Below are 12,673 nucleotides of genomic sequence, written 5' to 3'. Positions count from 1 at the left end.
TCGTTCCTACCATCGCTGTTGCCCCAACATTTCTTGGAATGGTTCTGAGCAAGGGAGAACAGCCAATGATCAAAACAGAAGCCATAGCGGTGTGGGAATAACATCCTGAGCACCGCCATGGCTTTATTTGACACACTTTCTGTTTATGAGAGCCGTACGTCAAGCAACTAAATCTACTTTTGGGACGCCACGTTATTTTGCAATTAATATTAATCCAGCATGCGTTAATTCACTTTCACACGGTCATCAAGGTTATACCGCTTGACGAATCCGTTCGAACAAGATGTTGTTTTCCAGATGGATATGCTCGAAGGTGTCCTTTTCAAGCATCGCCAACCGTTGATAGACCAACCGATACGTACCGCAGGCATCCGACGGAAGTTCGAAATCAGCGGTTACTTCCCGGAGCTCCTGTAGCAGTTTGCCTGCTTGAGCATGTTCATGTTCCAGTTCAGACACATGCGGCTTAAGCTCCGCTGCAGCCTGGTGGTTAGGCTCTGCAACAAATTTCAAAATGAGCGGAAATACATGCTCGTCTTCATCCTTCGTATGATCCAGCAGTTCTTTTTTCAGATCGGAGAAAAGCTCCTGCACCCGAAGAAGTTCGGGATGATGCTCCCCATGAACGCGGGCTAATTTCGTCACATACGGCGTTAAAGCAGGTAATTCATCCCGCAAGAAGGCATGATGTTTCTGCTGGATGTATTCAATCAGTTCGGATTCCTTCAGTGAAGCCGGACGGCTTTCTTGATAATCTGCAAACTTGCTCTCCACGGACCGAACCTGCTCCAAAACGGCGGCGGGTTCCAAATTGCGCTGTTTAGCCGCCTCTTCCAAAGGCACCTGCCCTCCACAACAAAAATCAATGCGAAGTGATCGGAATAAATCCGCGGTTTGCGGAATGGATGTAACGATATCGGATACCTGACTCTGAAGCGTGAATGAACTCATGTTCAAACCTCCTTAGACTAAATGCGTCTTTGTGAACTATTTCACTCTTACAACCCAAGTATATGAAACTCCTATCTTCGTATATGTGATTGCAGTCATACCAAAATCTAACACTATGTGAACGATCAGGATCGGAGAACTACGGGAGCCAAGGCAACATCTTTTTAGACTTCTTCTTTCTGATAAAAATAACAACCAGAGGAAATACTTAATCGAAATATCCAAATGCTGTGACCCCGGTTGAATTAGGAGAGGTGTAAACACAATGTCATTTTCCACATGGGCGGGTTCGAACCAACCCAACGATAGCGATAATCTTTCTGCCAATCCGAATGGGAAGAACTCAGAGGATATGGACATATCGGTGAATCTGGAAGAAACCATATCCGAAATCAAACAGGTTCTGGGAGATAGTGACGATTTTATTGTATTTGGCTTCCATGTGTTCGGGCAGCATCCGGCTGTATTGTTGTATTTCTCCGATATGACGGATCATGCCGTCATCAATAACACGATATTGAAGCCCCTCAAATATGGGCCGCGCCATATCGATGTAAATAATCTCCCGCATGATGCGTTAATGCAAACCATCATGAAAGATACGCTTTATCATAGCGAGGGGTATTCGGAAAGGAAAATCTCCGTTCTGACCGACAACCTGCTAAGGGGGCAATCCGTCGTTGCCATTGAAGGGCTGGACGAGGCGATTATCATTGACACACGTCAGATCACGCAGCGCGCTATTGAGCAGCCGGCGACGGAGCAGGTAATCCGCGGAGCCAGAGAGGGATTTATAGAGTCCCTGGGGACCAATATCTCTCTACTCCGCTACCGGCTGCAAACCCCAGATTTTCGCGTGAAATCCATGGAGATCGGAACGAAAACCAAATCCAAAGTTGCCATGTGTTACATGGACGGCATAACCAATCCCGGAATCATCAAAGAAGTACAAAAGCGGCTGGATGCCATTGAAATCGACGCCGTTCTGGATTCAGGTTATTTGGAGCAATTCATCGAAGACAACCATTGGTCTCCCTTTCCGCAAATCCAGTATACCGAGCGACCTGACAAAGTCGTGGCGAATCTGCTGGAAGGAAGAGTCGCCATCTTGGTCGATGGCTCCCCTCTGGCCTTGATCGCGCCTACCGTGTTTAGCCAGTTCTATCAGACCGTTGAAGATTATACCGAACGCTTCGTTCTGATGAGTGCGATCCGACTATCCCGTCTGGTTGCTCTAGTATTTTCATTGGTCTTTCCCTCGCTGTATGTGGCGATTATTTCGTTCAATCCTGAGCTGATCCCCACAGAATTTGCGGTCGCCGTTGCCGGCGGGCGTGCAGGCGTACCTTTCCCTGCCATGATCGAAGTGCTTGTCATTGAAATCTCAATGGAGGTTTTAAGGGAAGCTACCATACGATTGCCGCAACAGGTAGGCGGCGCTTTATCTATTGTCGGCGTGCTGGTCATCGGCCAGGCTGCGGTAGCAGCCGGGTTCGCGAGCCCGATAACCGTCGTTATTATCGCTTTAACGACCATTGGCTCTTTTGCAACGCCGGCCTACAATGCGGCTCTGGCTCTTCGCCTGCTTCGTTTTCCGCTGATCATCTTAGCCGGTATCTTCGGTCTATATGGCGTCATGGTCGGAATCATTTTGATTACCAATCATTTATTGTCACTTAAATCGTTCGGGGTCCCATACATAAGCCCATTTGTGCCTGGCAACTTCCAAGGCATGCGGGATCTCCTGACCCGTGGGCCGTTGTGGAAGATGAAGAATCGGCCTTCCTTCCTCCATCCGATTAGCAAGACAAGAATGGGTGATCACATGAAGGAACAGGTGGATCATTCTTCATCCCATATTATGGATCCCGTCCATCCTAACGACGAGAAAGGGCGTTAACTTATGAATGAACAGCGCCAAATCACTGTCACGCAGGCTGCTGCCGTTACAATCAGCACCATAGTTGGAGTAAGCGTTCTTGCACTTCCCTTGGCTGCGGTGAAGGCCGCAGATGCAGGAGCTCCGTTAGTCACTTTTTTGGGAATGCTGCTTGCATTTGTCGGACTTTTTTTCATGACCCGGCTTGGCATGCGGTTCCCGAATGACTCTTACATCGAGTATAGCGAGATCATCATCGGCAAATGGCTCGGAAGAATCGGAGGCCTTCTATCCATTGCATTCTTTGCCGTTTTAAGCTCTCTTGTTGCAAGGGAGTTCGGTGAGGTTGTTGTCACAGCCGTTTTGAAAAATACGCCATTGGAGGTGACTGTACTGGTCATGCTGCTCCTGGCTGCTTTTTCTTCACGCCGAAATATTATGACCTTTGCTTACATTCATTTATTTTACAGCCCCTTTATCCTAATTCCTGCGCTCTTGATCGTCGCCCTGTCGTTAAAAAACGCGGAAATCGTCAATGTTCTTCCTGTGATGGGGAATGAAATTCGAGGAATACCGGCAGGCATTATTACATTGTCCACCATGTTCCAAGGATACTTTATTATGATGATGGTCATCCCTGCCATGTGCAAACCGGAAAGAGCGATGCGCTCCAGCATATGGGCGATGCTGATCACCGGGGTGCTGTATATATTAATTGTCTCGGCAACGGTTAGCGTGTTTGGGGCAGAGGAAACGAAGAAGCTATTGTGGCCGACACTGGAGCTGGCAAAAGCAACTTCATTACCTGCCAATGTACTGGAACGTTTGGATGCGGTCTTCCTTGCTGTCTGGGTAACAGCTGTATTTACATCCTTGTTCTCTTGTTACTACTTTACGATTTACTCGATAAGCAAGTTATTCCGGTTAGCTGATCATGGGATGCTGTCCTTCTTCATCCTTCCGTTTCTGTTCGTCTTGGCCATGCTGCCCCAAAGCTTGATTCATTTGAATGAAGTGAACAGCGTGATATCCAAATTCGGACTGCTGATTACGATCGTTTATCCCGGAGTACTGCTTATCATCGCCAAACTGCGCAAAAAAAGAGGGAAATCCAAATGATCGGAGAAATTTACAGCGGTTATTTGGATGTCGCCATAATGATCTGGGTGTTTTCTGGTTTGTTCAACCTGTTCATCGATACGTATAAGTATGATCAGTCGAACATGGCCAAGGAAAAAAAAGTATCTCGCGTGTTGGGCTGGATCAATATCGCGTTCGTAACGGTTTTGTTCCTGGGTATCGTCCTTGTCAAAGTCCTGGTGTGAGAGAGCATATTCACAGTTGTAGGAGGATTTCAATGAGTACAAGAATAAGCGTTAATCAAAACGTAAAATTCATGATCGTCCTTCTTCTATCGTGCTCACTCCTGACAGGATGCTGGGATCGGATGGAGATTGAAGAGCGTGCTGTCGTTCTAGGGATATCGATCGATACGGCTGATAAGGATGCTGAGGCACGTGAGGATGAAATATCTCATCTTCGCGGGAAATATCCTGCTCCGAAACAGGAATTAATCCAACTATCCGTTCAAATTGCGCTTCCCGGCAGAATACCGCTCGGGCCTGGTGAAGGCGGCGGTTCGGGAGAAGGTGAGCAAGAAACCGTGTGGGTGCTCGATGTTGTAGGACACACGGTCGACGACGCCATGATGAATTTACAGCAGCAAATATCAGGCAAACTGTTTTTTGGCCATCTCCGCGTCATCGTTGTATCCGAAGAGTTTGCCAGAAAAGGAATAGAGAATTTAAACGACTATCTACACCGTAATGCTGAGGTTCGCCGTATGGCCTGGTTAATGATATCGAAAGGAAAAGCAAAAAATCATATGCAAGCAGCACCAAAACTGGAACGTGTCCCGGCGCTGTATCTAGCATCCACATTGGACGATGCCGTAAAGCATGGCAAATTTCCGAGTAACTACATTGGGACGTTCTGGAGCAATTCCTCGAAGAAAGGTCAGGAGGGATTTCTGCCTTATATCAAAATCATGAAGGGGGATAACGTGGAAATCAGCGGAATGGCTTTTTTTAAAGGAGCCAAAATGGTAGGTGTGACAAAACCAATTGAAATTGCCGGATACCTGGTCATCAAGGGAATCAGTCCGGCAGGATACCGGGGAATTATCCATATTGGGGACGATTCCCAGGTCGTAACAATCCATGCGACGAACCGGGAATCGGAAATTAAAGTTGATATCAAGAACGGTATGCCCCATTTTACGATCACGGCGACAACGGAGATTAATATCGAAGAAAAAAACTCTGATACCATCCCGGTAGATAACTCGAAAATTCTGGAGGAAATTGCTCGCGAGAATGAGCGTTCCATTACAGAATTATTAATCGGATTAATCCAAAAGACGCAAAAAAAAGAATCCGATATATTCGGATTCGGCGAATTGGTAAGAGCCAAAGAACCATCGTATTGGAAAAGCCATGTTAAATCTGCAGAGCAATGGGGTGAAATCTATAAAAACGTAACCTTTGATTATCGTGTGACGTCCAAAGTTCGAAGAATTGGGATGAAGGCAGAATAATGGTGCCGGTCATGGTATTCACCTTCATTTCGTCCAGGCTTCCGGGCCGACATCATGGACGGTAAGCGGAGGATTGGATCGCTGCTTGCCTGGCGCATATTCGTCTGCACCCACGTCAGGTATATAGCGAATCTGGCCATCCATGTCGTCCGCTGCAACGAATGGAGTCAGGGCAGCGTCTACGGCTGGACTATAGACGGATAATCGAATGAGACCGTCCTTACTGCGCACCAAATGAAGCTCTTGTTTGGTCATCCCTCTGTCCACGATGGGGTTGTTAGAAATCGGTGCGTTCCCCGAGAGCATATTTCCCTTGTACTCAGCCCGTTCCTGTTCGGGTGCCTGTATCACCGCATCAGTTTCCTGAAATATCGTCCCTGCATGACTAACTATCAGATTGTTATAAATCTTAGTCCCTACCGGCTGATAGGTTCTGCCGCCCAGATTGAAAGTTGTCGTCTGGTTGCCGACATTCACGATTGTATTGTTGTAAATCTGAACGTTATACTGCCGCCAATGTCCGCGCAAAAGTTCCGTTCTTTGTTCGGCAGGCAGATCGCCAAGCCTTGCCGTTTGCTCTTGGTTTCCACCCCAACGAACGATTGGATTCGTACTGCCTTCCGGTCCGCCATCATGTGTTCCGCCATCAAGACGAATCACTTTGTCCGTAAGACCTTCCATGTAATTGTTATAGATTTTGTGATCGTTGCCGTATATCCGGAACCCGCTGCTGCCTGGTGTCACTCCATCGCCAATCAGATGGTTGCCGTAGAAGCTGTTGCGGTTTCCATGTCGCGACACAATACCGCCGTATGAATCACGAATCGTGTTGTACCGTATGATATTGTCACTGCTCTTCACCGATATCACTTCATCTTCACCGTTAAACCCGTCAAACAAATTGTACTGAACCGTAATATAACCGGAAGAGAGCGAGGTACTGGAAAGTCCAAGCCTGATGGCTTCCAACCCGTTGGTTACCCGGGGACCAATCCCGTGGAAATAGTTATACTCAATGACGTCGTATTGCGATATATGCTGTCCACTATGCCCTTCACCATCATAAATCAGGACTGCGCCAAAGCCCTTCTTCGGACCAATATCATTATAAGCGATCCGGTTATGGCTGCTCGTTCCTTCGACTCGAATATAATGTCTGTGAGTGCCATTATCCGTAATGAGCTTCGGATCTTCAAATGGCGTTAACCCCTTATAAACTTCTCCGTTTGGGTCATACCGATCCTCACTGTACCGGCAGCTGTTCTCCAAATTAAGGAGACACCATACATATCGGTTTTGAGCTTTAAATCGGTAGGGCTGGCCTGTTTCATCCAAAGCAAAGGTGTTGCCCAAAATAGAGATTCGGCTGGAGCTTTCCAGCTGAATCCCTGGATGAACCCCGGTAAGCGCCCGTTGCGCCAATCCACGGTCATTCAAGGTCTGCGTTCCATTCTCATCGCCGATCCCGTTCCGGAACGTGAGTCCGCTGACTTCCACATAACTTGAATTTTCAATGTGTATATAACTATTCCCACTAATGATTGCCTTGCCGGGCTTCCCGGTAATCCGAATCGGATAGGCCGCGGAGCCGTGTTTATCCTTCACAACAAACGGACCGTTCTGCTCATAGTTCCCATCCTTCAGTTCAATCAGCGTGCCGGCCACAGCCTGATCCAGTGCCTGCTGCAATTGTTCCGCCGTGCTGACCGAGACGCGCTTCATCTCCGGAAGCTTCACATCTTCCTCCTTCTCTTCGCCAGCGTTTGGAGGAACTGGTGGTTGTGGTTCTTCCGGTGATTCACCCGGCACTTTCCCTACGTAAATCTCTACTTCCATGATACTGTTCCAGTTTCCCGAGCTTCCGCTGGCGTTATTGCCATATCCGATCAACCGCAAATACCTGGCCTTCACCGGTTTCTGTAATACATATGTTTGCATGATACTATCTTCCGGTTTCAGCTGCCGGCTGAACTGTTGTTCAAAAACAACGGTGCCGGATTTGAAATCTTCAGTATTCGAAGCTAATATTTCAAAGCTGGACTGACGCTCTCTGGCATTCAAAAAGGCGATGTTCACATAAGTGACGGTTTGTTCCGTGTCTAGATCAAATTGCAGCCATTGACCTTGACCCGATGCGGACCAGCGGCTTTGCTGGCTCTCCGCGTCCTCGCCCCATATCCCATCCAATACATTCCCCGGTACGTAATTCGTGCCCGGTTGGTAGCTGCTTGCCGTTACCGTGCTCTCGATCCGATTCATACTGCTGCTCCCTTCTGCATCACTCGAAGCCCCTTGGGCTTCTGAAGGCGACATCATCAGTGTACCGATCAAAAGGCTCAAGACGAGACCCATACTTATCGATCTGAGAAACCGCTGGTTTAAAGCGTTTAATAACGTTTTCATATCCGTTCACCCCTCTTCGAATATTAACGTCCCATAACCAATCAGAATACGCGATGGACCCAGCCGCGAAGCTTCGCCAGAGCCTCGATGTAATAATAATCCCCATAAATAAGCGACACATCGATATTCGTATCCGCCGGCTTATGGCCGGTTCCGCCAAGCAGGATTCCTTCATGCTCAGGAGCGTGGAAAGCTGCGTACTCCGTCGACAATGCCAGGACGATTCGCTCAGCAGCTTTCCGGTATACAGTCCCCACCTCCGGAGTTGTCAAAGCAGCGAGCTCCAACAAACCGGAAGCTGCAATGGCCGCAGCGGAGGTGTCACGAGGCTCGGTATCGGGATTCGGTACCCGGAAGTCCCATGGCGGGACCCCGTGCCCCTGTAAGGAAGCTATAAAATGATGAGCTACCCGCTCGGCGGCGTACAAATAATCCTTATTATTCGTGTAACGGTAAGCGTTAGCCATCCCATACAGCGCCCACGCATTCCCTCTTGACCAGCAGGAATCCGGGGCATATCCCTGCCAGCCCATATACTCCAGCAGTTCCCCGCTTTCCGGATCAAACGAAACAACATGACAGGTGGATCCATCGGCACGGATCATATGCTGCAAAGCCATATTCGCATGGGCATTCGCAACGTGGCGAAATCTTGGGTCTTCTCCTTCCTCGGCAGCCCAGTACAAGAGGGACAGGTTCATCAGGCAATCGATGATAGCCCAGCCCGGGAGATCCTTGTTCCATGCCCTGATGTACTGGCCTGCCAAATTAAATCGTCCGGCCAGAAAGTTAGCTGCCGCAAGCCCTCGCCTTCTACCATCTGCATCGCCGGTTAACTTATATTTCAGTACGGCTGTCGGCAAATACTGAAACCCGACATCATGATGAAAGCGACTTTCTTCCAGAGTCAATCGTTCCATCCGTATATCCCACTCCCACGCCGCTTCCTTGTACTTCGCATCTCCGGTCATATCGTAAAAAATCCACAACATTCCCGGCCAAAACCCTGAAATCCAGTTGTCCAGGGTCAAGCCGTCGTATTCCCCGTCCTTGGCCGCATGCGGAGCAAGCTCAGGCTTTCTAGCCAACATCCGGTCCACCTTCAACTGAGCACCATTCCACCACATATCCAAATCGAGTTCATGTTGAATCTTTAATTTACTCATCATTTTCCTCCTGTCGTTATCCTTTAATGGCACCAATTAAAGCACCTTTCACAAAATACTTCTGCAAAAACGGATAGACCAGCAGAATCGGTACCGTCGCAACGATAATGGTCGCATGCTTCAGCGTTTCACCGATAACGGCCACCTCCCCTCCGCTCGCTCCGCTTGCCATGGAGCTTGCATCATTCAGAAGCAGCAGCTCCCGCAGGACAAGCTGAAGCGGATACAAGGAACGATCCTGCAAATAGATCATGGCCTGGAACCATGAGTTCCAGTGACTTACACCGTAATACAGCAGCATGACGGCTATGACCGGCATGCACAGCGGTATCATAATCCGGAATAGGATGACGAATTCATTGGCTCCATCGATCTTGGCGGATTCCTCCAGACTATCAGGCACCGCCTCAAAAGCCGTTCTCATGATAATCAGATTAAAAGCAGATATGGCCTGCGGAATAATTAAGGACCACAGCGTATTGGTAAGCTCCAGGCCTTTCACTGTAAAATACAAGGGAATCAAGCCCCCGCTGAAGAACATGGTAAATACGATAAACAGCATCAGCTGCTTACGATATCGCAAACCCTTACGGGAAAGCGCATACGCTCCGAATGCGGTCAATATAATATTGATCGCCAAGCCTCCTGATACGATAAGGAACGTATTTAAATATCCTTGAATAATCATCGGATTATCAAACACGAGCCGGTAAGCGTTAAATGTTATATCCAGCGGCTTCCATAGAATCCCCGAATGCTGCATGTAACGGGTAGGATTACTCAAGGAAGCAAACAGCACGTAAATCAATGGGTATAACGTACACAACGTGATTACGGTCAACAAGATGTAATTAAAAACATCAAACAGCTTTTCACCAACCGATCGATTGCCAGCTCTCCATTCCATTCCTTTCACCTCCTACCACAAGCTGGTTTTGTTCATTCTGCGGCTCAGCCAGTTTGAGCCGATGACAAGCGTGAAATTGATGGCGGAATTGAACAGCCCTACTGCCGAACTGAAGCTGTAATTGAATTCCTGCAGCCCGACCCGGTACACATAGGAGCTTATGACGTCTGCGGTATCGTAGATTGAGGGGTTGTAGAGCAGGATGACTTTCTCGCTGCCGACGTTCATCAGCCTGCCGATCTCAAGAATGAATAGGATGATAATCGTAGGCATGATCCCCGGCAAAGTCACATTCAACATCTGCCTCCACCGGTTGGCTCCATCGATCTTCGCGGCCTCGTATTGTTCCTGGTCGATACCGGCCAGGGCGGCAAGGTAGATAATGGTCCCCCAGCCGATGTTCTGCCAAATTCCGGAGGTTACGAAGAGGGTCCGGAAATATTCAGACTCCAGCAGAAGAGAGACCCGTTCCCATCCGAGAAAAGCCAAAATATCGTTGATTAACCCGTCACTCATCGTAAATTCCTTAATAATGCCGCAAACAACGACCAGCGAAATAAAATGCGGCATATACGTTATGGTTTGAACCGTGCGTTTGAATGCGGCTTTTCTCACCTCGTTCAGCAGGAGCGCCAATATAATGGGTGCCGGAAAGCCAAAGAGCAGTTCATAAAAGCTGATTAACAGCGTATTTTTGACAACCCGCCAGAAATAAATGCCGTTAAAAAACGATTCGAAGTGCTCCCAGCCGGCCCATGGACTTCCGATGATGCCAAGACGTGGAGAGAACTCCTTAAAGGCGATGGATGCCCCGTACATGGGGAAATAATGAAAAACCGCGAAATATAGAAGTACCGGAATTAACATGATGTACAGGAAACGATTTTTACTAATGTCCTTCAGCAAGCCCCAATTTCGAGGATTCAGTCCTGCCGAGTTAGATGGTTTAGAAGGAATTGACGTGCGTGTCGGAGGCGGAATTTTCGCCATGCCGTGCTCACTCCTTATGCTCTGTCTATTGAAGGTTCAAGTTACCGAGGGGGATGAACCCGCTCCATTCCCCTCGGCTCAAGATGTCATTATCGGCTGTTGTATCGATCCAGAGCGCTTTGATAGATTTCAACCGCACGCTCAATCCCCAGCTTCTTGATTTGTTCCACATACTTGTCATAACTCTCCATCGGCTCCTTGCCGACAATAAACTTGACAAACATTTCCTCTTTATAGTTACTTACTTCAGTTAAAATCTTGCCAAGCTCTTTGCTTTCTTCGGCGGTTGGCGTCAGGAAGCCAGGCAGTGTATGCTTCTCGGCATCCGTTTTCGCCCATACTTTCACGGCCTCATCCTGCTCAGGAAACGTATTCCAGTTCCGACGTTCATCCGCTTCGTATGGTCCATTCGGCTTGGAATACTGCGATACCATCTGCTGCAGACTGTATTTCTCATTGTTTTTAATCAAATCGGTATAGACAGGAGCACCGTTCTCCATCGCGTAGCTCTCTCCTTCAATGCCGAAGTTGTAGAGCATCGCGCCCTCATCGCTGTAGGCATAATCAAGCCAGCGTACAATCAGTTCCGGATTTTTCGCAGCGGTTGTGATGGCTTTGCTTGGTCCCGGATTGTACTTGAAATCCCGTTGTCCTATAAAAGGAACTTCGTCTTTAAGGAGTGTTGGATATGGAGCGCCAACCAGCTTGAATTTCGGATCCTGCCCCTTCATGGCATCCATCCATTTTCCCATGCCGCCGCTGAGAAGATGCACTGTAGCGCCGGTCTGCCCGGTCAGAATCTTGTTATCCAACGCTTTGGTATCGGTGAGCGCAAAATCCTTGTCAAACAATCCTTCCGCAAACCACTTGCGGAATAAGGCCAGAAAATCTTTATACTGCGGATCTATAGGTCCATACTTCACCTTGCCTTCATCGTCCACATAGAAGGAATTTGATGTGCGGTAAGCTCCGATAAACGCATCGCGAATCTCAAAATTCCCTCCGGTGTAAGTCACGCTGAGCGGTGCTTTGGCCCCCTTCTCGTCGCGAAAGGCGATTAACGTCTTCTCCCACTCCTCTATAGTCGTTGGTACTGGAAGACCAAGCTCATCCAGCCAATCCTGACGGATCATGGGGCCACGGAAGACGAGCCCGGACGGATTGCGAATCATGGGAAACACATAATATTTGCCGCTGTCTGTCTTGACCATTTGGTCAAGCGTCGGATCCGCTTCGAGTTTCTTCTTCAGGTTCGGCGCGTACTGATCAATCAGCTCATTGAGCTCCAGAATGACGCCGTCCTGAATGGCTTTCTCCGGTCCGCCCGGATAAGAGCCCGCACTTCGTCCGGTCCAATCGTATTCAATGACATCCGGTAGCTCATCGGACGCAATCATCAGATTGAATTGCTCGGCCGTCTGCTGATCATTCGGATGGATATACTCCACCTGAACTCCTGTTTTATCGGCAAGCGCCTTCCCGAACGGCGTTTCTGCAAGGTTAGAATAGAAGGTTACCGCATTCATGTTCAAGATTTCCCACGACGTGATCGATTCGGTTGTATTTAGCGGATACGATGAACCGATTGCAGTGGATGTACCCTTCCCAGCCTCGTTCGGCTTAGCGTCCGTCGTGTTATCCTTACTTCCAGACGAACATCCCGCAAGCACCAGACTCGTTAACAATATGGCGGTCAGTCCTGACTTCAAATTTCGCAACAAGCTGTCTTTGACCAGCAAACGTTGAACCATCATCATTCCCCCGATTGTAAGATAAGGTGT

Annotated in this window: 10 protein-coding genes; 4 read left to right on the top strand and 6 right to left on the bottom strand. The window is 48.4% G+C overall.

Features of this window, described 5'->3' with window-relative positions:
• Nucleotides 1-252: 252 nt before the first annotated feature.
• Nucleotides 253-951 carry an iron-sulfur cluster repair di-iron protein gene (gene ric / locus MKY48_RS15495; protein ID WP_339273121.1) on the bottom strand — a complete coding sequence of 233 codons (699 nt, stop codon included), beginning with the start codon at nucleotides 949-951 and terminating at the stop codon, nucleotides 253-255.
• Between the two features lie 265 nt (nucleotides 952-1,216).
• Here ric and MKY48_RS15490 point away from each other — a divergent pair, with 265 nt between their 5' ends.
• From MKY48_RS15490 to MKY48_RS15475, 4 genes are read left to right on the top strand one after another with little or no spacing between them, the layout of a single operon-like run.
• The gene (locus tag MKY48_RS15490; RefSeq protein ID WP_339273120.1) at nucleotides 1,217-2,851 is read left to right on the top strand and encodes a spore germination protein; all 1,635 of its coding nucleotides are present in this window, start codon (nucleotides 1,217-1,219) and stop codon (nucleotides 2,849-2,851) included.
• Nucleotides 2,852-2,854: 3 nt separating this feature from the next.
• Nucleotides 2,855-3,949, top strand: a complete 1,095-nt coding sequence (locus tag MKY48_RS15485; protein ID WP_339273118.1) for an endospore germination permease — start codon at nucleotides 2,855-2,857, stop codon at nucleotides 3,947-3,949.
• Nucleotides 3,946-4,155, top strand: coding sequence for a CLC_0170 family protein (locus tag MKY48_RS15480; RefSeq protein ID WP_076323349.1), 210 nt, complete (start codon nucleotides 3,946-3,948; stop codon nucleotides 4,153-4,155). The genes MKY48_RS15485 and MKY48_RS15480 overlap by 4 nt, the downstream gene beginning before the upstream one ends.
• A 32-nt stretch (nucleotides 4,156-4,187) precedes the next feature.
• On the top strand, nucleotides 4,188-5,426 hold the full coding sequence (locus tag MKY48_RS15475) for a Ger(x)C family spore germination protein (RefSeq protein ID WP_339273116.1): 1,239 nt from the start codon (nucleotides 4,188-4,190) through the stop codon (nucleotides 5,424-5,426).
• Between the two features lie 24 nt (nucleotides 5,427-5,450).
• Here the strand turns inward: MKY48_RS15475 and MKY48_RS15470 are convergent, their stop codons facing one another.
• From MKY48_RS15470 to MKY48_RS15450, 5 genes are all read right to left on the bottom strand, one after another.
• Nucleotides 5,451-7,829 carry a chondroitinase-B domain-containing protein gene (locus MKY48_RS15470; RefSeq protein ID WP_339273114.1) on the bottom strand — a complete coding sequence of 793 codons (2,379 nt, stop codon included), beginning with the start codon at nucleotides 7,827-7,829 and terminating at the stop codon, nucleotides 5,451-5,453.
• A gap of 41 nt (nucleotides 7,830-7,870) precedes the next feature.
• Nucleotides 7,871-8,995, bottom strand: a complete 1,125-nt coding sequence (locus MKY48_RS15465; RefSeq protein WP_339273112.1) for a glycoside hydrolase family 88 protein — start codon at nucleotides 8,993-8,995, stop codon at nucleotides 7,871-7,873.
• A gap of 16 nt (nucleotides 8,996-9,011) precedes the next feature.
• Complete coding sequence (locus MKY48_RS15460) at nucleotides 9,012-9,902, bottom strand: carbohydrate ABC transporter permease (protein ID WP_339273110.1); 891 nt, start codon at nucleotides 9,900-9,902, stop codon at nucleotides 9,012-9,014.
• Between the two features lie 12 nt (nucleotides 9,903-9,914).
• Nucleotides 9,915-10,892, bottom strand: coding sequence for an ABC transporter permease subunit (locus MKY48_RS15455; RefSeq protein WP_339273108.1), 978 nt, complete (start codon nucleotides 10,890-10,892; stop codon nucleotides 9,915-9,917).
• A gap of 89 nt (nucleotides 10,893-10,981) precedes the next feature.
• The gene (locus MKY48_RS15450; protein ID WP_339293348.1) at nucleotides 10,982-12,643 is read right to left on the bottom strand and encodes an extracellular solute-binding protein; all 1,662 of its coding nucleotides are present in this window, start codon (nucleotides 12,641-12,643) and stop codon (nucleotides 10,982-10,984) included.
• Between the last annotated feature and the right edge of the window lie 30 nt (nucleotides 12,644-12,673).

Origin of the sequence: Paenibacillus sp. FSL W8-0187 (assembly GCF_037969755.1) — a bacterium.
In the GTDB taxonomy this organism is placed as follows: Bacteria; Bacillota; Bacilli; order Paenibacillales; family Paenibacillaceae; genus Paenibacillus_AQ.
Note: the sequence above shows the minus strand (reverse complement) of the source record. Positions and strands in the feature narration are given on the sequence as shown.

Excerpts from the sequence above, each read along its gene's own strand:
- MKY48_RS15490 (WP_339273120.1), top strand. The coding sequence starts at position 1,217 with ATGTCATTTTCCACATGGGCGGGTTCGAACCAACCCAACGATAGCGAT.
- MKY48_RS15450 (WP_339293348.1), bottom strand. The coding sequence starts at position 12,643 with ATGGTTCAACGTTTGCTGGTCAAAGACAGCTTGTTGCGAAATTTGAAG.
- MKY48_RS15455 (WP_339273108.1), bottom strand. The coding sequence starts at position 10,892 with ATGGCGAAAATTCCGCCTCCGACACGCACGTCAATTCCTTCTAAACCA.
- MKY48_RS15460 (WP_339273110.1), bottom strand. The coding sequence starts at position 9,902 with ATGGAATGGAGAGCTGGCAATCGATCGGTTGGTGAAAAGCTGTTTGAT.
- MKY48_RS15475 (WP_339273116.1), top strand. The coding sequence starts at position 4,188 with ATGAGTACAAGAATAAGCGTTAATCAAAACGTAAAATTCATGATCGTC.
- MKY48_RS15480 (WP_076323349.1), top strand. The coding sequence starts at position 3,946 with ATGATCGGAGAAATTTACAGCGGTTATTTGGATGTCGCCATAATGATC.
- MKY48_RS15470 (WP_339273114.1), bottom strand. The coding sequence starts at position 7,829 with ATGAAAACGTTATTAAACGCTTTAAACCAGCGGTTTCTCAGATCGATA.
- MKY48_RS15485 (WP_339273118.1), top strand. The coding sequence starts at position 2,855 with ATGAATGAACAGCGCCAAATCACTGTCACGCAGGCTGCTGCCGTTACA.
- ric (WP_339273121.1), bottom strand. The coding sequence starts at position 951 with ATGAGTTCATTCACGCTTCAGAGTCAGGTATCCGATATCGTTACATCC.
- MKY48_RS15465 (WP_339273112.1), bottom strand. The coding sequence starts at position 8,995 with ATGAGTAAATTAAAGATTCAACATGAACTCGATTTGGATATGTGGTGG.